Origin of the sequence: Pseudomonas sp. VD-NE ins, assembly GCF_031882575.1 — a bacterium.
GTDB lineage: Bacteria > Pseudomonadota > Gammaproteobacteria > Pseudomonadales > Pseudomonadaceae > Aquipseudomonas > Aquipseudomonas fluorescens_BZ.
Window position 1 is genome coordinate 248410 of sequence record NZ_CP134772.1, and the last position, 20757, is coordinate 269166.

General features: G+C 60.3%; 18 protein-coding genes. 6 read left to right on the forward strand and 12 right to left on the reverse strand.

Translation table 11 applies throughout. The annotated features are described in order from the left end of the window. Nucleotides 1-2: 2 nt before the first annotated feature. Nucleotides 3-263, reverse strand: coding sequence for a hypothetical protein (locus RMV17_RS01030; protein ID WP_311884931.1), 261 nt, complete (start codon nt 261-263; stop codon nt 3-5). 189 nt (nt 264-452) lie between these two features. After that, the gene (locus RMV17_RS01035) at nt 453-1490 is read right to left on the reverse strand and encodes a LacI family DNA-binding transcriptional regulator (RefSeq protein ID WP_311884933.1); all 1038 of its coding nucleotides are present in this window, start codon (nt 1488-1490) and stop codon (nt 453-455) included. 205 nt (nt 1491-1695) lie between these two features. Here RMV17_RS01035 and RMV17_RS01040 point away from each other — a divergent pair, with 205 nt between their 5' ends. The 3 genes from RMV17_RS01040 to mgrA all read left to right on the forward strand — a co-directional run bounded on the left by RMV17_RS01040 (nt 1696) and on the right by mgrA (nt 6390). Beyond that, entirely contained in the window at nt 1696-3921 is a 2226-nt protein-coding gene (locus tag RMV17_RS01040) for a TonB-dependent receptor (RefSeq protein ID WP_034151868.1), read from the forward strand. 1 nt (nt 3922) lies between these two features. Then, nucleotides 3923-5242 (forward strand): LLM class flavin-dependent oxidoreductase, encoded by a 1320-nt coding sequence (locus RMV17_RS01045; RefSeq protein ID WP_311884936.1) that lies wholly within the window; start codon nt 3923-3925, stop codon nt 5240-5242. A 110-nt stretch (nt 5243-5352) separates the two neighbouring features. Beyond that, nucleotides 5353-6390 carry an L-glyceraldehyde 3-phosphate reductase gene (gene mgrA, locus RMV17_RS01050; protein ID WP_007917913.1) on the forward strand — a complete coding sequence of 346 codons (1038 nt, stop codon included), beginning with the start codon at nt 5353-5355 and terminating at the stop codon, nt 6388-6390. 227 nt (nt 6391-6617) lie between these two features. Here mgrA and tauD read toward each other — a convergent pair whose 3' ends face one another. The 7 genes from tauD to RMV17_RS01085 form a co-directional block, all read right to left on the reverse strand. Beyond that, entirely contained in the window at nt 6618-7460 is an 843-nt protein-coding gene (tauD, locus tag RMV17_RS01055; protein ID WP_034151870.1) for a taurine dioxygenase, read from the reverse strand. A gap of 142 nt (nt 7461-7602) precedes the next feature. Further along, complete coding sequence (gene tauC, locus RMV17_RS01060; protein WP_093440620.1) at nt 7603-8442, reverse strand: taurine ABC transporter permease TauC; 840 nt, start codon at nt 8440-8442, stop codon at nt 7603-7605. Next, entirely contained in the window at nt 8439-9233 is a 795-nt protein-coding gene (gene tauB / locus RMV17_RS01065; protein ID WP_311884940.1) for a taurine ABC transporter ATP-binding subunit, read from the reverse strand. Before tauB ends, tauC begins: the two co-directional genes overlap by 4 nt. Before the next feature lie 15 nt (nt 9234-9248). Further along, nucleotides 9249-10226, reverse strand: a complete 978-nt coding sequence (tauA, locus tag RMV17_RS01070; RefSeq protein ID WP_311884942.1) for a taurine ABC transporter substrate-binding protein — start codon at nt 10224-10226, stop codon at nt 9249-9251. A 562-nt stretch (nt 10227-10788) separates the two neighbouring features. Beyond that, complete coding sequence (gene gshA, locus RMV17_RS01075; RefSeq protein ID WP_311884944.1) at nt 10789-12372, reverse strand: glutamate--cysteine ligase; 1584 nt, start codon at nt 12370-12372, stop codon at nt 10789-10791. A 269-nt stretch (nt 12373-12641) separates the two neighbouring features. Further along, entirely contained in the window at nt 12642-13025 is a 384-nt protein-coding gene (locus RMV17_RS01080) for a PaaI family thioesterase (RefSeq protein WP_007917925.1), read from the reverse strand. Then, the gene (locus tag RMV17_RS01085; protein ID WP_311884947.1) at nt 13025-15349 is read right to left on the reverse strand and encodes a Tex family protein; all 2325 of its coding nucleotides are present in this window, start codon (nt 15347-15349) and stop codon (nt 13025-13027) included. Before RMV17_RS01085 ends, RMV17_RS01080 begins: the two co-directional genes overlap by 1 nt. A gap of 358 nt (nt 15350-15707) precedes the next feature. On the opposite strand from RMV17_RS01085, the gene ompR reads away from it, so the two are divergent. Further along, nucleotides 15708-16448, forward strand: coding sequence for a two-component system response regulator OmpR (gene ompR, locus RMV17_RS01090; protein ID WP_034151877.1), 741 nt, complete (start codon nt 15708-15710; stop codon nt 16446-16448). Nucleotides 16449-16561: 113 nt separating this feature from the next. After that, nucleotides 16562-17875 carry an ATP-binding protein gene (locus RMV17_RS01095; protein ID WP_034151878.1) on the forward strand — a complete coding sequence of 438 codons (1314 nt, stop codon included), beginning with the start codon at nt 16562-16564 and terminating at the stop codon, nt 17873-17875. A gap of 85 nt (nt 17876-17960) precedes the next feature. Here the strand turns inward: RMV17_RS01095 and rimK are convergent, their stop codons facing one another. The 3 genes from rimK to RMV17_RS01110 all read right to left on the reverse strand — a co-directional run bounded on the left by rimK (nt 17961) and on the right by RMV17_RS01110 (nt 20138). After that, nucleotides 17961-18866, reverse strand: a complete 906-nt coding sequence (gene rimK / locus RMV17_RS01100) for a 30S ribosomal protein S6--L-glutamate ligase (protein ID WP_007949201.1) — start codon at nt 18864-18866, stop codon at nt 17961-17963. Further along, nucleotides 18863-19282: an ATP-dependent zinc protease gene (locus RMV17_RS01105; protein WP_230669412.1), complete on the reverse strand. Its 420-nt coding sequence runs from the start codon at nt 19280-19282 to the stop codon at nt 18863-18865. Before RMV17_RS01105 ends, rimK begins: the two co-directional genes overlap by 4 nt. 76 nt (nt 19283-19358) lie before the next feature. Next, entirely contained in the window at nt 19359-20138 is a 780-nt protein-coding gene (locus tag RMV17_RS01110; protein ID WP_311887008.1) for an EAL domain-containing protein, read from the reverse strand. 116 nt (nt 20139-20254) lie between these two features. Here RMV17_RS01110 and RMV17_RS01115 point away from each other — a divergent pair, with 116 nt between their 5' ends. After that, nucleotides 20255-20662, forward strand: a complete 408-nt coding sequence (locus RMV17_RS01115; RefSeq protein ID WP_007917939.1) for an RNA-binding S4 domain-containing protein — start codon at nt 20255-20257, stop codon at nt 20660-20662. Nucleotides 20663-20757 lie beyond the last annotated feature (95 nt).

Consider the following 20757-nt stretch of genomic DNA (forward strand, 5'->3'; position numbering starts at 1 on the left):
TTTTATGACTCGGCGCTCAGCACCATGAACAACACCATCGCCGCCATCGGCACGCCGAATACCGCACTGCCAATCGCTATTTCGGAACCCAGCGGCTGGCCGGTGTGGACCACACCCACCGCGCCATTAATCACCGTCAACGCCAGCCACAGGGCGGCGAAGCCGTAGGCCATGGTCTGGCGGCTGAAGCCGATACGCTCGCCGATGTAGAGCATCAGCGCGAGCAGGACCAGGCCGAAGAAGATGATGATGGGGGTGTGCATGGGGCGTTCTGCCTGATGGAGGTGCAGTGCCGGGAAGAGTCCCTTCGCGAGCAGGCTCGCTCCCACAATGGATCTCGGCTGGACATAAATTTTACGTACGCAGGAAATCCCTGTGGGAGCGAGCCTGCTCGCGAAAGGGCCACCTCTGTGTCCTTTAGAGCATAGCCAATCCAGCCCCCGCCATACTCATCAGGTACTTTCGCGTTCGATAACCTGGCATTGCAGCAGGTTCAGCCGTTGCAACTCGTCGCTCGGCAATACCCCAAGACTTTCCAGTACGCGGGTTGCAGCGAGCACGCCGATCTCAAGTGCCGGTGGTTTGATCGTGCTGAGGCTTGGCAAAAGCATCTCGGCGAACGGGTAATTGCCGAAGCCGAGAACGGCGCAGTCTTCGGGGATTTTCAAACCGGCGCGTTGCCCGGCGAGCAGGCCGCCGGCGGCGAGGTTGTCGTTGGCGAAGATGATCGCGTCTGGGCGCGGTGTGGTGTTCATCAGGGCGTCCATCGCCTGTTTGCCGGCCTTGAATGGTGCGCGATCAGCGTCAGGGGCATAGACCCAAGGATCCAGGCCGGATTCGCGCAAGGTCGCCGCGTAACCGTCGCGGCGTTCCAATGCGCTGAAGTCGCCCGCAGCGCTGTTCTGCACGAAGGCGATACGTTGGTAGCCTTTTTCCAGCAGATATCTGGCGGCTGTCACGCCCACCTCAAAATGCGAAAAACCGATCTGCATCGGCTCCCGATCCGGCTGGTAATCCCAGGTTTCAATCACCGGAATATCCGCCTCGGCGATCATCTTTTCCGTACCCGCACTGTGAAAGTGACTGGTCAGCACCAGCGCCGCGGGTGACCAGCCGAGAAACGCGCGCACGGCGTTTTCTTCTTGTTCAGTGCTGAAGTAACTCGACGCCAGCAACAGCTGATAGCCATGCCGACTGAGGGTGTCGCTGAAGCCTTGAATGGTATTGGCGAAGATCGGCCCGGAGATGTTCGGGATGACCATGCCGACGATTTTTCCCCGCGCCGAGGCCAGCCCGCCGGCCACCAGATTCGGCACGTAACCCAGCTCAGCTACGACCGCAGCAATCCGCTCGCGACGCTCGGGCGAAACCTGCTCCGGCTGGTTGAAATAGCGCGACACGGTAATCGCCGAAACCCCGGCCTGACGTGCTACGGCATTCAGGGTCACGCGTCCGGCGCCACGACGTTTGCGGGGTTTTTCTTCGCTCAAGGCTCCATCCCTCTTAAAAACCAAATCGCATATAAAAGTAATTTTTCAGTATTGGACGCTCTATGTGCGGCTTGCCAATACTGTCGATGGTAGCGCTAACAAAGCGCGCTGTCTGCTACTCGCTCAAGCGAATGCCCAAGACACCGATTCAGGCGCTGTCGTCGCAGAACGGCAGCGGTTAAGGGCCAATTTCGAGCGGGCAAACATGCATAACATTCCTGGGGCGACACACACACTGGCGCAGTCGATTCGCGCCGCCGGCTGGCTATTCACGGGGTTGGCGGCGCTGCCGTTGCCCAACGCATTCGCTGCCGAGAGCAGTGATCAGGAGCCGACGCTCAAATCGGTGACCGTCACTGCCACCCGTCGCGAGGAGTCGCTGCAAAAAGTACCGGTCGCGGTGTCCGTCATCGACGGGGAGCAGCTTGAACGCGATAACCGCAACGGCGTAGCGAGCATCGTCCAGCAGGTGCCGTCGCTGAACTTCCGCACTGGCGCGTCGAACAAGGACACTTCGTTGTTCGTGCGCGGTGTCGGCACGATTTCCACCTCACCTGGCGTCGAGCCGACCGTGGCGACGGTGATCGACGGCGTGGTCTATGCGCGTCCCGGCCAATCCACTCTCGACTTGCTGGATCTGGAGCGCGTCGAAGTATTGCGCGGCCCGCAAGGCACGCTGTTTGGCAAAAACGCCTCGGCCGGTGTGCTCAACATCACCAGCAAGGCACCCACCGCCGAGACCCATGGCTACATCGATCAGTCGTACTACAGCGGCAACGAAAGCCGCACCCGGTTCGGCATCGGCGGCAGCCTGATTCCGGACACGTTGAAAGGCTCGATCAGCACGCTGTTCGGCACCTACGACGGCAACGTCGACAACAAGCACAACGGCCAAGAGGTCAACGGTTACAACCATCGCGGCGTGCGCGGCAAACTCGAATTCACGCCGAATGACGACGTCACTTTCACCCTGATCGCCGACTACATGCAGTCCCACGATGACGGCCCCAACGGCGTGGTCAGCAAGTCGCTGACCCCGGCCTTCGCCAATGCGCTAAGCCCGGTCAATGCGAGCAGCCACAACCGCGACATCAACACCGACACCCGCTCACACGTTGAGGACACCAACAAAGGCTTGTCCGGCCAGCTCGACTGGCAACTGGGCGATTACACCCTGACGTCGATTACCGCGTGGCGTGGTTGGGACAACACTCAGTATCAGGATGGCGACCGTCTCGGCACCGTGACCGCAGCGTTTCCCGGCACCGCGGACAAGGGCGATCTGGCCTTCGATCAATACTCGCAAGAGCTGCGCCTGGCCTCGCCGAAGGGCGAATTTCTCGAATACGTCGGTGGTCTGTTCTACATGCACGGCAAGGACGACGAGACCTATCAGCGCACACTGACAACGACCACGCGCACCGACCGAGGCGTCGCCGATTACAGCACCACCAGCGACAGCTATGCGGTGTTCGGTGAGAGCACGCTGAACTTCACTTCGGACTTTCGTGGCATCGCCGGCCTGCGCTACACCCACGATGAGCTGGAATACGATCACCGCCGCGTTTCGACTTCGGCGACCACGGTCAGCGGCATTCAACCGGCCACCAGCAGCTCCGGTTCGGTGGACGAAGACGGCTGGTCCGGCCGCCTCGGTGTGCAATACGACTTGAGCGATACGGTCACCACTTATCTGACGTATTCGCGCGGCTACAAAGGCCCGGCCTACAACGTGTTCTTCAACATGCAGCCGCGCGACACCGAAGCGCTCAAACCGGAAACTTCCAACACTTGGGAGGCAGGCATCAAGGCGACGAGCTGGAACAATCGCCTGACCACCAACCTCGCGGTGTTCCACAGCGATTACGACAACTATCAGGCGAACTTCTTCGACACCGTCGCCGGGCAAGTGGTGACGCGTCTGATCAACGCCGGCAGCGTCAGCACCGAAGGCGTCGAACTCGATTACGCCTTGCAGGCCACCCAGCAATTGAAGCTGTCCGGCGCACTGGCCTACACCCGCGCCCGCATCGACGAATTCGCCTGCCCGGCGGGCGCGGCGGCGTCGTGCAACGTCAACGGCAAACCGCTGCCGTTCAGCCCGGACTGGAAAAGCTACGTGCGCGCCGACTACACCATCCCGCTGGATAACGGCCTGGATATCGAACTCGGCACCGACTACAGCTGGCAGAGCGAAGTGCAGTACGACATCAGCCAGAACGTCGACACCAAGCAGGGTGCCTACGGTCTGTGGAACGCCAGTGTTGCGCTGGCCGATTACAGCAATGGCTGGCGCGTGGCGCTGCTGGGCAAGAACCTCACCGACAAGTCTTATTCTCCATTGCTTGCCAGCGGCGGCAACTACATCTACCGCGCCGTGCCACGGGATGACGAGCGCTACTTCGGCGTGCAACTGCGCAAGGATTTCTGAGATGAGCAGACAGTTGAAACTCGGCGCATTCCTCATGGCCACCGGACACCACGTGGCGGCGTGGCGTCATCCTGATGTGCCTGCGAATGCGGGACTGGATTTCGCCCATTACAAGCGCCTGGCGCAGATTGCCGAGGCGGCGAAGTTCGATGCGTTGTTTGTTGCTGACAGCGTCGCCGCGCCGACCCAGGATATCGCCAGTCGCATGGCACGCTCCGATCACTTTGAACCGCTGACGTTGCTCTCAGCGCTGAGTGCGGTGACCGAGCACATCGGCTTGATCGCCACGGCGACCACCAGTTACAACGAGCCGTATCATGTGGCGCGCAAATTCGCTTCGCTCGATCACCTGTCGGGGGGGCGAGCAGGGTGGAATCTGGTGACCTCGGACAATGCTTCCGAGGCGTTGAATTTCGGACGCGACGAACATATCGGCCATGCCGAACGCTACAGCCGTGCCCGCGAATTTCATCAGGTAGTCACCGGGCTTTGGGACAGCTGGGAGGATGATGCCTTCATTCGCGACAAGGCCAGCGGGGCGTATTACGACCCTGCGAAACTGCACGTGCTGGATCACGTCGGTGAGCACTTCCGGGTCAAAGGCCCGCTGAACGTTGCGCGTTCACCGCAGGGGCAACCGGTGATTGTTCAGGCCGGATCTTCCGAAACCGGGCGCGAATTGGCAGCGCAGACGGCTGAAGTGGTGTTCACCGCGCAGGCCTCGCTGGCCAATGCCCAGGCGTTCTACGCCGATCTCAAAGGGCGCTTGCCGAAATACGGTCGCAGCGCCGATTCGCTGAAAATCATGCCCGGGGTTTTTGTTGTGGTCGGCGGTACCGAAGCCGAGGCGCAGGAAAAATGTGAAACGTTTCAGCAATTAGTCGAACCCGAGGTTGGCGTCGCCTTGCTTGGGCGTATGCTGGGCAACTTCGATTTGTCGAAGTACCCGCTGGACGGTCCGTTGCCTGAGTTGCCGCTGACGGAAAGCGGCCAGCGGAGCCGGCAGAAATTGCTCACTGAGTTGGCGGGGCGGGAGAACCTTAGCCTTGCCGAACTGGGTCGCAAGATTGCTGGCGGACGCGGGCATTACAGCCTGGTCGGTACGCCGGAGCAGATCGCTGATCGCTTGCAGGAATGGTTCGAACAGGGCGCTGCGGACGGCTTCAACGTGCTGGTGCCGCACCTGCCAGGCGGGCTTGAAGACTTCGCCAATGGCGTGGTCCCGGAACTGCAACGGCGTGGGCTGTTCAGAACGGAGTATGAGGGCCGGACGTTGCGCGAGAACCTTGGCCTGGCCCGACCCGGCAATCGATTTGTGTAACACCCTTCGCGAGCAAGTTCGCTTCCACAGGGAAATGCATTCCAAAGGTGGGAGCGAGCTTGCTCGCGAAGCAGTCGACACCCCATTCAAGACAGACAAGAGAGGATTCGATGACTTACACCGCTGCCGAAAACCGCTATGACTCCATCCCTTACCGCCGCGTCGGGCGCAGCGGTCTGGTGTTGCCGGCGCTGTCGTTGGGCCTATGGCACAACTTCGGCGACAGCACGCCGATCGACACCCAACGCGCCTTGCTGCGCACTGCGTTCGACCTGGGCATCAACCACTTCGACCTGGCCAACAACTACGGCCCGCCGTACGGCAGCGCCGAGATCAATTTTGGTCGTCTGCTGCGCGAAGACTTCAAGCAGTACCGCGACGAGCTGATCATCTCCAGCAAGGCCGGTTGGGACATGTGGCCCGGCCCTTACGGTCAGGGCGGTGGCTCGCGCAAATACGTGCTGGCCAGCCTCGACCAGAGCCTGCAACGCCTGGGGCTCGACTATGTGGATATCTTCTATTCCCACCGCTTCGACCCGGATACCCCATTGGAAGAAACCGCCAGCGCCCTCGCCACTGCAGTGCAGCAGGGCAAGGCGTTGTACATCGGCATCTCGTCGTATTCCGGGGTGAAAACCCGCGAGATCGCGGCGCTGTTGAAAGAGTGGAAAGTGCCGCTGCTGATTCATCAACCAGCGTACAACCTGCTCAATCGCTGGGTGGAAAAAGACCTGCTCGATACTACGGATGAACTCGGCACTGGTGTGATCGCCTTCACCCCGCTGGCGCAAGGTCTGCTCACCGACAAATACCTCAACGGCGTGCCGGCGGATGCGCGGGTCAATCGTCCGGGCGGTGGTTCGTTACAGGCTTCGCACTTGTCCGAGGCCAACATCGCTCACGTGCGCGCACTGAACGAGATCGCCAAGCGCCGTGGTCAGAGCCTGGCGCAACTGGCGCTGGCGTGGACGCTGCGCGATCCGCGGGTGACCTCGGCGCTGATTGGTGCGAGCCGGCCGGAGCAGATTATCGAGAACGTTGGGGCGCTGAAGAATTTGAGCTTCAGTGCTGAAGAGTTGGCGGAGATTGACCGGTTTGCCCAAGAGGGCGGGATCAATCTTTGGGAGAAGCCTTCGACGGCGGAGTGATGAAGGTTGGGTTGGATCAGCAAGATCCAACCCCCTCACCCCAGCCCTCTCCCCCAAGGGGGGCGAGGGGGAAAGGGAGCCGATCTTCATGCCTTTCAAAGCTTGAGTTCAACCCGATATTTCAGGTCGATGTAGCTTGTACAAACACCTCGGTCAGTCCCCTCTCCCTCGGGGCGGTCCGACGTTTCGGGAGGGTTAGGGTGAGGGGCTTTTGGCTGTAAAACGGCTCAGCGAAAAAACGGCACATCCCCCAACACCGTCGCCCGCTGCATCACCCGCCGCGCCGGCCGATAATCATCCACCGCGTAATGCTGCGTCACGCGGTTGTCCCAGAACGCAATATCGTCCTGCTGCCAACGCCAGCGAATGGTGAATTCCGGCCGCGTCGCATGGGCGAACAGAAACTTCAGAATCGCCTCGCTCTCGGTTTCCGACAGCTCATTGATCTTCGAGGTGAAGCCTTCATTCACGAACAACGATCGCCGTCCACTGACCGGATGCGTACGAATCACCGGGTGCGACAGCGGTGGATTCTTGCGTCTTGCCTCTTCCCACTGTGCCAACGCTTCAGGCGTATTGCCGTAGCGCTCCAGCGGAAACGAGCGAGTGAAATCGTGAGTCGCGGTCAGCCCTTCGAGCAAACTTTTCATCGGCGCCGACAGCGCTTCGTACGCAGCAATCCCACTGGCCCACAGCGTGTCGCCACCAAACTCCGGCAGCAACTTGGCGCTGAGCACCGCGCCCATCGCCGGGGTCGGCAAGAAGGTCACGTCGGTGTGCCAGATCGCGTTGTCGCGCACGTCGGTGACGGCGGTGTCGAGGATCAGCACTTCCGGCTGTTCCGGTACGTTCGGGTAGATCGGGTGGATGTGCAGGTCACCGAAATACGCAGCGAAGCGCGCCTGTTGCGGCGGCTCGATTGGCTGGTTGCGGAAGAACAGTACTTGGTATTTGAGCAGCGCCTGCTCGATGGCGTCGCGGTGTTCCAGGCTCAGCGGCTGGCTGATGTCGACACCGCTGATCTGCGCGCCGAGGGCCGAGCTTAATGGGGTGATGTTGAGGCTGCTCATGGTCTTTCTCTTCAATTTCGGTCATCACTCCCTGTAGGAGCTGCCGCAGGCTGCGATCTTTTGATCTTGCTTTTAAGAAGATCAGAATCAAAGGATCGCAGCCCTCGGCTGCTCCTACACGGGGATTCAAAAACGGGATGTTTTAGTGGGCCTGGCCGTGCCATGGCACCAGTTTGCGTTGCAGGGCGCGCAGGCCCATTTCCATGGCGAAGGCGATCAGGGCGATGACCAGAATCCCCAGCACCACCACATCGGTGACCAGGAACTGCGCAGCCGACTGCACCATGAAGCCCAAACCGCTGGTGGCCGCGATCAGTTCAGCAGCAACCAAGGTCGACCAACCCACGCCCAGACCAATACGCACACCCGTGAGAATGTCCGGCAGAGCGCTCGGCAAAATCACATGGCGAATCAACTGCAAACGCGTCGCGCCCAACGACTGCGCTGCGCGCAATTTCGCCGGATCAACCGTGCGCACACCAGTCGCGGTGGCAATGGCAATCGGCGCGAAAATCGCCAGATAGATCAGCAGCACTTTCGACAACTCGCCGATGCCGCACCAGATCACGATCAGCGGCAAATAGGCCAGCGGTGGGATAGGGCGGTAGAACTCGATCAGCGGATCGAGCACGCCACGGGCAATGCGGTTGGCGCCGATAGCGATGCCCACCGGTACAGCGGTCAGAATCGCAAAACCAAGACCCAGACCGATGCGACTCAGGCTCGCGCCCAAGTGCTGCCACAGCGTCGAGTCCATGTAACCGGTAGTCGCCAGCAACCAGCCTTTTTGCAGTACGGCGGACGGTGGTGGCAGGAACAGCGGCTCGATCAATCCAGTGGCCGTCACCGCCCACCAGATGGCCAACAAAGCGAACAGCGTCAGCAGGCTGATCCAGCGTGTGCTGAGGCTACGGCGTACGGGAATCACCGCCGAAGCGCTGACGGGTTTTACCGCAGCCGAGGAAACGTCGTAACTGCTCATGCGCGCTCCTGCCGTTGTGCGGCGCTGCGTTGCGAGAACACTTTGCTCAGCACGTGTTCGCGGGTTTCGATAAAACGCGGATCGGATTTGATCGCACGGGCGGACTCGCCAGCGGCGTAACGCTGACCGAAGTCCAGGTGCAGGCGCTCGACGATTTGCCCCGGATTCGGTGCGAGCAGAATCAGGTCAGTGGCGAGGAACACCGCTTCTTCAATGTCGTGGGTAATCAGGAAAACCGGCTTGGCCGTGCGCTGCCAGACTTGCAGCAACAGCTCCTGCATCTGTTCGCGGGTGAATGCGTCGAGGGCGCCGAAGGGTTCGTCCATCAGCAATACACGCGGGTCAGCGGCGAGGGCGCGGGCGAGGCCGACACGTTGTTTCTGGCCACCGGACAGTTGCCAGATACGACGGCGTTCGAAACCGGAAAGATCGACCAGCGCGAGCATTTCCCGGGCGATTTTTTCGCGTTTGTCTTTGGCAACACCGGCCAGTTCCAGACCGAACGCGACGTTGGCCAACACATCCTGCCAAGGCAGCAGCGCGTCGTCCTGGAACACCACGCCACGCTCGGCGCTCGGGCCTTTGACCGGCACGCCGTCGAGGGTGATGCGCCCGGCGCTCGGTTCGACGAAACCGGCAATCAGGTTCAACAGCGAAGTCTTGCCACTGCCGGACGGGCCGAGGGCGACCAGCAATTGCTGAGGCCCCAAGGTCAGAGAAATATCCGCCAGCACCGGTTCCGGGCTGCCCGGGTACTGTGCGCTGATGCGCTCCAGCTGTAGCAAGGCCATCGCAGTTAACTCCGATCAGTTGGTGATGTATTTGGCGCTGACGTACGGCGCGTAGTCCGGCAGAACGGCTTCGACCTTGCCTTGCTCCTTGAGGAACGCGGCGGTGTCGGTGATGGCTTTGGTGGTCGGCGCGCCGAGGGTGATCACCTGATCAGCCGCCAGCGGGTAGACGTTGCCTTGCAGCAGCAGCGGAATGTCGCTGGCCTTGGCGCCGGAGAGTTTCACCAGCTTGTCGACGTTGGACTGATCGGCGAGCCAGGCTTTCGGGTCTTTGCGGTAATCGGCGTAGGCGTCGAGGGTGACCTTAGCGAACGCGGTGACGATTTCCGGGTGTTTCTCGGCGAAGTCTTTACGCACGATCCACGCATCGAAAGTCGGCGCGCCGAACTTGGCCAGTTCGCCGGAAGTGATCAGCACTTTGCCGTTTTCCTTGGCCACGCCGAGTGCCGGATCCCAAACGTAGGTAGCGTCGATATCACCGCGTTTCCACGCCGCGATGATCGCTGGCGGCGCGAGGTTGAGCACGGTGACTTTCGACGGGTCGATGTTCCAGTGCTTCAGCGCGGCGAGCAGGCTGTAGTGACCGGTGGACACGAACGGCACGGCGATTTTCTTGCCGATCAGATCCTGCGGAGTCTTGATGCCGGAACCGTCGCGGGCGACCAGTGCTTCGGCGGCGCCGATCTGAGTGGCGATGAGGAAAGTTTCGACCGGGACTTTGCGGGTGATCGCAGCAGTCAGCGGGCTCGAACCGAGGTAGCCGATCTGCACGTCACCGGAGGCGATGGCGGCGATGATGTCCGCGCCGTTGTCGAACTTGCGCCAGGCGATATCGGCTTTGGTGGCTTTTTCGTAAGCGCCGTCGGCCTGGGCGACTTTCGCCGGGTCAACGGTGGTTTGGTAGGCGACGGTGAGGTCGGCGGCCTGAGCCAGAAAACTCGCGGCAGCCAGAGTGGCCACGGCGAGCAGGCGAAGCGGGAAATTCAGTTTCATTGAACAGCTCCATATCAGGCGACCGAGCGTCGGCGTGAAAGGAGACTAAATGATCTAAGAATCGGTAAATAAATAACTTTTTCGAATGAGCTTATGAGCGGAAAAATCTAAGGCTTGGTGGAATTGGAGGGTGGAGATCGTTCCCACGCTCTGCGTGGGAATGCAGCCGGTGACGCTCCGCGTCACCTGGACGCGGAGCGTCCCTTGAGGCGTTACCACGCGGAGCGTGGGAACGATCAGAATTGTGGATATTTCGGATCTTGCGTTCGACGTTAGATCTTTGCCCCCTCACCCCAGCCCTCTCCCCCAGGGGGGCGAGGGGGAAAGGGGGCCGATCTCTGTGCTTTTCAAGGCCTGAGCTCGGCTCGGTATTTCACGTCAGCGTACTTCGCACCAACAACCCGGTCAGTCCCCTCTCCCCCAGGGGGGGCGAGGGGAAAGGGAGCCGATCTCTGTGCTTTTCGAGCCTGAGTTCGACTCGGTATTTCAGGTCGGCGTAACTTTCATGAGCACCTAAATCAGTCCCCTCTCCCTCTGGGAGAGGGTTAGGGTGAGGGGCTCTTCAGTTGCTGATCGCCAAAATACTCGCCTGATACGACCCGACAAACACATCAAAATCCCCCACCTCGTTCTGCTCCAGCTCAGCCTGCGCAGCCAGCGACGTACGCGCCAACTCCTCAAACTTCGCCTGCTCATCCGCCGCCAGTGGCTCGCTGCGGAAAAACTCGGCATGCGCCTGGCTCTGACGCAACGAGAACTGCGCAAAGCTTTCCTTGTGCTCAGCCATCGCCGCCAACACTTGCGCGGACGGCGTCAGGGACGGATCGCTGACCTTGGCCAATTGCGCATCCAGCGCCTTGCTGTGCGCATCGCCGCCATGGCTCTGATCCAGCAGCGCCGCCAGCGGGGCAATTTGTTCCAGCAATTCTGCCGCCCACGTCTTCATCTCCACCGACTCACCGTCACGCTGCAATTGCAGGCCCGGACGACGACCTTCCTTGACCACGCTGAGGAAGTTCGACGTGGCGTTGCCGCACGAAGTGTTGGTCAACAGCGGGCTGTCGTTCAGCGCGCAGTACAGCAGGAACGCGTCGAGGAAGCGCGATTCAGTGAGATCAATGCCCATCGGCAGGAACGGGTTGATGTCCAGGCAACGCACTTCAACGTACTGAATGCCACGGGCCACCAACGCCTGAATCGGCCGTTCGCCGGTATAGGTCACGCGTTTCGGGCGGATGTTGGAGTAGTACTCGTTTTCGATCTGCAGGATGTTGGTGTTGAGTTGAACCCACTCACCGTCCTGATGTGTGCCGACCTCAACGTACGGTGCGTAGGGCGTGGCCACGGCTTTGCGCAGGCTGTCGGTGTAGCTCGCCAGATCGTTGTAGCAAGGCGTCAGGCCGGCCTGGGCGTTGCTCTGGTAACCGAGGTCGCTCATGCGCAGGCTGGTCGCGTATGGCAGATACAACGTGTCCGGATCAAGCTGTTCCAGCTGATGCGAACGACCACGCAGGAACCCGGCGTCGAGCGCTGGCGAGGCACCGAACAGGTACATCAGCAGCCAGCTGTAGCGGCGGAAGTTGCGGATCAGCGCGATGTAGGAAAACGACTGGAAGTCGCGATCCGTGCCGACGAAACCTTCGGTTTCGCGTAGCAGCGGCCAGAGCTTTTCCGGCAGGGAGAAGTTGTAGTGAATCCCGGCAATGCACTGCATGGTCTTGCCGTAACGCAGGGCCAGGCCTTTGCGGTAGACGTACTTGAGCTGACCGATGTTGGAGGTGCCGTAATAGGCGATCGGGATGTCTTCCTCGGCCGGCAACGGGCACGGCATCGATGGACTCCACAGGTACTCGTTGCCGAGCTTGCTGTAGGCAAAACGATGAATCTTGTCCAGGCTCGCCAGTGTGTCGGCCGGGTCGGGCAGGGCGGGCGTGATGAATTCCAGCAGCGACTCGGAGTAGTCGGTGGTGATCTGTTCGTTGGTCAGCGCGGAACCCAAGGCTTCGGGGTGCGGCGTTTGCGCCAGGCGACCTTCGCTGGTCACGCGCAGGCATTCACGTTCGATACCGTGCAGGCACTGCTCGAGCAGAGAGAGGTTAGCGCGCTCGCCGAGCAGAGCCAGGCGGCGGTTGAGAAGTTCGCTCAATTTGGATTCCTTCACGCGTCAGTCGCCCCAATATGGGGGTGGGCAGGACGGTCTACAAGGGTGAAGTTGAAACTGGCGTTTTCGCCTGGTTTTGTAGCGGCAGGCCATTTGCCGGTCAGTCAGGAACTGCACAATCCCTGTGGGAGCGAGCCTGCTCGCGAAGGCGGTGTGTCAGCCAATATTTGCATTGCTGATACACCTTCTTCGCGAGCAGGCTCGCTCCCACAGGATTCGTTGCGCCGAAATTAACTCAAATTGATGGCGTCTAGCTACAGGACAGCGAACGTGCCTTGCGCTTTTGCGACCAGTTTGTCGCCCTGCATCACATCAGCTTCGACCACTAGAGTGCGCCGGCCCGGGTGAATCACCCGTGCCGTGCACAGCACCTCACCGTCGGAAACGGCGCGGATATAGTTGATCTTGCACTCGATGGTCGCGCTCTGCTGATCGAAACCATGAGTGCTGGAACAGGCCAGCCCCATGGCGATGTCGACCAGACTGAACAGTGCGCCACCGTGCAATTTGCCGCCGCGATTGCGCAGTTCGGGTTCCAGCACCAGGGCGACTTGCGCCACCCCGGTTTCCAGGCTGTGCAGGCGGCAGCCCAACAGCTTGAAAAACGCGCTCTCGACGAGCCCGGCCGGAATCTCCATCAGCGTTTCTTCAATTGCTTGGCGTTGGCGAACAGCGAGGCCATCGCGTTGTTCACCGGCGCGGCGGTCGCGGTTTCCTTGCGTGGCGCGTTGTTCGAAGGCTGGCGCTGCGCCGAGCCCGGACGCGAGCCACGGGCGCCGTCGATTTTCTCGCCTGGGGTGTCGCCCATGCGCATCGACAGGCCGACGCGTTTGCGCGGGATGTCGACTTCCATGACCTTCACTTTCACCACGTCACCGGCCTTCACCGCTTCGCGCGGATCCTTGATGAACTTCTCCGACAGCGCCGAGATGTGCACCAGACCGTCCTGATGCACGCCGATGTCGACGAATGCGCCGAACGCGGTCACGTTGGTGACCACGCCTTCGAGGATCATCCCCAGTTGCAGGTCTTTGAGGTCTTCAACACCTTCCTGGAATTCGGCGGTTTTGAACTCCGGACGCGGGTCGCGGCCCGGTTTTTCCAGCTCTTGCAGGATGTCGGTCACGGTTGGCAGACCGAAGGTCTCGTCGGTGAATTTCTTCGGATCCAGACGCTTGAGGAAACTGGCGTCGCCGATCAGCGAGCGGATGTCGCGGTCGGTTTCAGCGGCAATGCGCTGCACCAGCGGATAGGCTTCCGGGTGCACCGCCGAAGAGTCCAGCGGATTGTCGCCGTTCATCACGCGCAAGAAACCGGCCGCCTGTTCGAAGGTTTTTTCGCCCAGACGTGCGACTTTCTTCAGCGCTGCACGGGTTTTGAACGCACCGTGTTCATCGCGGTGAGTCACGATGTTTTGCGCCAGTGTCGCGTTGAGGCCAGAGATACGCGCCAGCAGCGCTACCGAAGCGGTGTTCACGTCAACGCCAACGGCGTTCACGCAATCCTCGACCACAGCATCCAGACCACGCGCCAGTTTCAGCTGCGACACGTCATGCTGGTACTGGCCGACACCGATGGATTTCGGATCGATTTTCACCAGTTCAGCCAGTGGATCCTGCAAGCGGCGGGCAATGGACACCGCGCCACGGATCGACACGTCGAGATCCGGGAATTCCTTGGCCGCCAGCTCCGATGCCGAGTACACCGATGCGCCGGCTTCGGAAACCATGACTTTGGTCATCTTCATCGCTGGATATTTTTTGATCAGCTCGATCGCCAGTTTGTCGGTTTCGCGGCTGGCGGTGCCGTTGCCGATGGCGATCAGGTCAACCGAGTGCTTGGCGCACAGGGCGGCCAGAATGGCGATGGTCTGATCCCACTTGTTGTGCGGCACGTGCGGGTAAACCGTGGCGTGATCGAGCAGTTTGCCGGTCGAGTCGACCACGGCAACCTTGCAACCGGTACGCAGGCCCGGGTCGAGACCCAAAGTGGCGCGCGGGCCGGCCGGGGCGGCCAGCAGCAAGTCGTGCAGGTTGTGCGCGAACACGTTGATCGCTTCGGTTTCGGCGCCGTCACGCAGCTCGCCGAGCAGGTCGGTTTCCAGATGCGTGTAGAGCTTGACCTTCCAGGTCCAGCGCACCACTTCGCCGAGCCATTTGTCGGCCGGGCGGTTCTGGTTCTGGATGTTGAATTGCTGGCCGATCATGCCCTCGCACGGGTGCATGGTGCCCGGCAGTTCGTCGCCGACTTTCAGCGCAGAGCTAAGGATGCCTTCGTTGCGGCCACGGAAAATCGCCAGCGCGCGGTGCGACGGCATGCTTTTCAGCGGTTCATCGTGCTCGAAGTAATCGCGGAATTTGGCGCCTTCCTCTTCCTTGCCAGCGATGACGCGGGCACTGAGGGTCGCTTCCTGCTTGAGGTAGTTGCGCAGTTTTTCCAGCAGGCTGGCGTCTTCGGCGAAGCGCTCCATGAGGATGTACTTGGCGCCTTCCAGCGCGGCTTTCACATCGGCCACGCCTTTTTCGGCATCGACGAAGCGCGCGGCTTCGGTTTCCGGGGTCAGATTCGGGTCGTTGAACAGGCCGTCGGCCAGGTCGCCGAGGCCGGCTTCCAGGGCGATCTGGCCCTTGGTGCGGCGCTTCTGCTTGTACGGCAGGTACAAGTCTTCGAGGCGGGTCTTGGTGTCGGCGAGTTTGATGTCGCGCTCGAGGGCAGGGGTGAGTTTGCCTTGCTCTTCGATGCTGGCGAGGATGCTGATGCGCCGTTCGTCGAGTTCTCGCAGGTAGCGCAGACGCTCTTCCAGATGACGCAACTGGGTGTCATCGAGGCTGCCGGTGACTTCTTTCCGGTAACGGGCGATGAAGGGAACGGTAGAGCCTTCATCGAGTAGCGCGACGGCCGCTTCGACCTGTTGTGGGCGTACGCCGAGTTCCTCGGCAATGCGGCTGTTGATGCTGTCCATAAAACCACCTGACATATTGTGAAATCAGGCTCGCAGGCACGGAAATAAAGGCCCGGAGTCTGGTTGAGCGGCTAGAAAATTGCCGCTGCCTGGGTCAAAAGGCAGCCCATTGACCCGTGAAATCGAACAATTACTGCGATCGGCAGGAAAAAAAGCCTGCCACCTGCGGTAACGATTCAGACGTTGCCTGGCACAAAACGCCGCGCATTATAACCAGCGTTCTGTCATTCGGGGGCGTCGCAGTCTGTAGGCATAAACCCCGGTTTTCTGGCAGTGAAGGAAAAATCTGCTAACAATGCACACGGTGCGTATAACGGCAGCTACGCCATAATGCGCGCCGAGCTAAAAGGAGCATCCAATGAGCAGCACTGCACAAACTGCTGAAGGCGAAAAAATTCTCATCGTTGACGACGATCCGGGGCTGAGCAGCCTGCTGGAACGTTTTTTCGTCAGCAAGGGCTACCGTGCCCGCACCGTACCGAACACCGAACAGATGGATCGTCTGCTGTCGCGTGAAGTCTTCAATCTGGTCGTCCTCGACCTGATGCTGCCGGGCGAAGACGGTCTGACCGCTTGCCGCCGTCTGCGTGGCGCGAACAATCAGATTCCGATCATCATGCTCACCGCCAAGGGCGATGAGTTGAGCCGCATCAAGGGTCTGGAACTGGGCGCCGACGATTATCTGGCCAAGCCGTTCAACCCGGACGAGCTGATGGCCCGCGTCAAAGCCGTCCTGCGTCGTCAGGCCGCTCCGGTACCGGGCGCGCCGGGCAGTGAAGACGAAAACGTCACCTTCGGTGATTATGTGTTGTCGCTGGCCACCCGCGAACTCAAACGCGGTGAAGAAGTGCACATGCTCACCACCGGTGAGTTTGCTGTACTCAAGGCCCTCGTGATGAACGCGCGTCAGCCGCTGACCCGCGACAAACTGATGAACCTGGCCCGTGGCCGCGAGTGGGATGCCCTTGAGCGTTCCATCGACGTGCAGATCTCCCGTCTGCGCCGCATGATCGAGCCTGATCCATCGAAACCGCGTTATATCCAGACCGTCTGGGGCGTGGGTTACGTATTCGTACCCGATGGTGCCGCCACCAAGTGATCGGTGATTTGTAGGAGCGGGTCTGCAGGTTCTGGTTGAACAGCCATGCCCGCAGACTCGCAATCCGCAATATGCGAGCATTGCTCGCTCCTGCAAGTGTGTAGCGGTTATAGATGAAAACCCCCGTCTGGTTCCCCCAAAGTTTTTTCTCCCGCACCCTCTGGCTGGTGCTCATCGTCGTGCTGTTTTCCAAGGCGCTGACCCTGGTTTATCTGTTGATGAACGAGGACGTGCTGGTGGACCGCCAATACAGCCACGGCGTCGCCCTGACGTTGCGCGCCTATTGGGCCGCCGATGAAGAAAACCGCGCGAAGATCGCTGATGCTGCCACCCTGATCCGTGTGGTCGGCGCCGGTGTGCCGGAAGGCGAACAGCACTGGCCGTACAGTGAAATCTACCAGCGGCAGATGCAGGCGGAGCTGGGCGCCGACACTGAAGTGCGTTTGCGCATGCACTCGCCGCCGGCGTTGTGGGTTCGCGCGCCGAGCCTCGGTGACGGCTGGCTGAAGGTGCCGTTGTATCCGCATCCGTTGCGCGGCCAGAAAATCTGGAACGTGCTCGGATGGTTCCTCGCCATCGGCTTGTTGTCGACGGCGTCTGCATGGATTTTCGTCAGCCAGCTCAACCAGCCATTGAAACGCTTGGTCTACGCCGCCCGGCAGCTCGGTCAGGGTCGCAGTGTGCGTCTGCCGATCAGTGACACGCCCAGTGAAATGACCGAGGTGTATCGCGCCTTCAACCAGATGGCCGAAGACGTCGAGCAGGCCGGGCGCGAGCGCGAGTTGATGTTGGCCGGCGTGTCCCACGACTTGCGCACACCGCTGACCCGCTTGCGGCTTTCGCTGGAGCTGATGGGCGATCGTAATGACTTGACCGATGACATGGTCCGCGACATCGAAGACATGGACGCGATTCTCGACCAGTTCCTCGCGTTTATTCGTGATGGTCGCGACGAGTCGGTGGAAGAGGTGGATCTGACTGATCTGGTGCGCGAGGTGGCGGCGCCGTACAACCAGACTGAAGAAAAAGTCCGTTTGCGTCTGGAGCCGATCCAGCCGTTTCCACTGCGTCGGGTGTCGATGAAGCGTTTGCTCAACAACCTGATCGGCAACGCCTTGAACCACGCCGGCGGTCACGTCGAGGTGGCGGCTTATGTGTCCGGTGACGTCAGTGCACCGTATGTGGTGCTGAGTGTGATGGACCGAGGCGCCGGGATTGATCCTTCGGAGCTGGAGGCGATCTTCAACCCGTTTACCCGAGGCGATCGTGCGCGGGGCGGGAAGGGTACTGGCTTGGGTTTGGCGATTGTGAAGCGGATTGCTTCGATGCATGGCGGCAATGTTGAACTGCGTAACCGGTCTGGTGGTGGACTGGAAGCGCGGGTGAGATTGCCGTTGGGGCTGATGTTGCCGCGAGATGCGGTATAGAAGCAGCTGCAAGTTTCAAGCTGCAAGCGGCAAGTAAAAGCGGTTTTCACTTGCCACTTGAAGCTTGCCGCTCGACGCTGACTTTTTAGCCCTTGCCTTTGGTCCGGGTCATATTCGGCCCGCCATTCTTCTCAAGATGCTCAATGATGATCCCCGCCACATTCTTCCCAGTGGTGGTCTCGATCCCTTCCAGCCCTGGCGAGGAGTTCACTTCCATCACCAGTGGCCCGTGATTGGAGCGCAGGATATCCACACCTGCCACCGCCAGGCCCATGACCTTGGCCGCACGCAACGCGGTCATGCGTTCCTCCGGAGTGATCTTGATCAGGCTGGCACTGCCGCCGCGATGCAGATTTGAACGGAACTCACCCGGTTTGGCCTGACGCTTCATTGCCGCGATGACTTTGTCACCGACCACGAAACAACGAATATCCGCACCGCCGGCTTCCTTGATGTACTCCTGAACCATGATGTTCTGCTTCAGGCCCATGAAAGCCTCGATCACCGATTCGGCAGCGGTCGCGGTTTCGCACAGCACCACGCCGATACCTTGCGTGCCTTCCAGCACCTTGATCACCAGCGGCGCGCCGTTGACCATGTCGATCAGGTCGGGAATGTCGTCCGGCGAGTGCGCAAAACCGGTGACCGGCAAACCAATACCGCGACGCGACAACAGTTGCAGCGAACGCAGCTTGTCCCGCGAACGGGCGATGGCCACCGATTCGTTGAGCGGGAATACCCCCATCATTTCGAACTGACGCAACACCGCGCAGCCGTAGAACGTCACCGACGCGCCGATCCGTGGAATCACCGCGTCAAAGCCTTCCAGCGGTTTGCCGCGATAGTGAATCTGCGGCTTGTGGCTGGCGATGTTCATGTAGGCGCGCAAGGTGTCGATCACTACCATTTCATGCCCGCGCTCGGTTCCGGCTTCGACCAGACGGCGGGTGGAATACAGACGCGGGTTCCGCGACAGCACAGCGATCTTCATGCAACACCTGTGGAGGAGGTAGATACCGGGAACACCGGCTTGTCTTGTACATACTTGATGCCCGGATTGACGACCAGATGGCCATCGATCAGGGCTTTGGAACCGAGCAACAGGCGATAGCGCATGGATTTGCGGCAGGCGAGGGTGAACTCGATCGGCCAGACCCGATCACCCAGGGCCAGGGTGGTGCTGATCACATAGCGCTCCTGCGCGTGGCCGTTGGAGCTTTTGATGGTTTTGCGTGTTACCAGTGGTGCTTCGCAGCGGCGGTGGCGCAACTGCACCACCGTGCCCAGGTGCGCGGTGAAGCGCACCCACTTCTCGCCGTCGCGTTCGAACGGCTCGATGTCGGTGGCATGCAGGCTGGAGGTGCTGGCGCCGGTGTCGATTTTCGCTCGCAGGCCCGCGACTCCCAAATCCGGGAGCGCCACCCACTCGCGCAGACCGACAACGGTCAAATGGTCAAATGTCTTCAATAGAAAAAACCAACGATTAACGCGTCCAGGCCTCAGGTGAAACCCGGGCCAACGCTTTGAATGCAGGTTTGGCGAACCAGTAGCCCTGCATCAGAAATATTCCACAGTCCGCCAGGAAATCCCGTTCACCGGCGCTCTCAATGCCTTCGGCAATGACTGTAACGTCCAACTCCGCACAGATTGTGACAATCCCCCGCACGATCGCCTGACGAACACGGTCTTGATCGACATCGCGGATCAGCGCCATGTCGAGTTTGATCAGGTCCGGTTGGAAATCAGCCAGCAGATTGAGCCCCGAATAACCGGCACCGAAATCATCGATGGCGGTCTTGAAGCCGAATTCGCGGTATTCACGCAGAATATTGGTCAAATGGCGATAGTTATCTACATGCTCGCTTTCCAGGGTTTCGAAAATCAGCCGGTCGATAGGGAAGCGGTGTTTTTTTGCCGCCTCGAGCGTACTGCGAATGCACAGCTCTGGACGATAGACGGCGTTGGGCATGAAGTTGATCGACAAGTGTGTCTGCATATTAAGATCGGCCGCGCCTTCGATGGCGCGGGTCCGGCAGAGCTGGTCGAAACGGTAGCGGTTTTCTTCTGTAACCTGATCCAACACGCTGAGTGCGCCTTCACCGTTCACGCCGCGGACCAGCGCTTCATGGGCGAAAACCGACTGGTCGCGCAAATCCACGATAGGTTGGTAGGCAAAGTCAAAGTCGAAGCCCAACCGTTCACTGTGCTGGCAGCCCTGGCAACCGGTGTGGTTCGAGGTTAATGAAGACGGAAATTTAGTCACTCGATCACTCCATGCCGACGCGCCGGCCAAGATCACAGTCTATCTGGAGGGCCGAGTTCTTGCGCCCGACAGAAACGGTAGTACAGTTCCGACTACTGGCCGAACGAGGAATTCAAATGGCACAAAAAAGCGAAGAGGACGACAAGGTCCGTCTCGACAAGTGGCTGTGGGCTGCGCGGTTTTACAAAACCCGCGCCTTGGCCAAAGCGGCGATCGAGAGCGGCAAAGTGCATTGTCGCGGTGAGCGCTGCAAGCCTGGCAAAGAGCCACGCATTGGCGATGAGTTCGAGATTCGTACCGGGTTTGAAGTGCGTACCGTGAAGGTCGAGGCGTTATCGATTGTGCGGCGTGGTGCCCCGGAGGCGCAGACGTTGTATGCGGAGACCGAGGCGAGTATTGCCAAGCGTGAAGCGGCTGCGGCGATGCGCAAGGCCGGGGCGTTGGGCGTGAGCACCGACGGCAAGCCGAGCAAGAAGCAGCGGCGGGATTTGTTCAAGTTTCGCGGCAGCAGTAACGACGAATAATCGCGTTGTTGGTGCTGGCCTCTTCGCGAGCAGGCTCGCTCCCACAGGAGATTGCATTCCAATGTGGGAGCGAGCTTGCTCGCGAATCGAGTGCG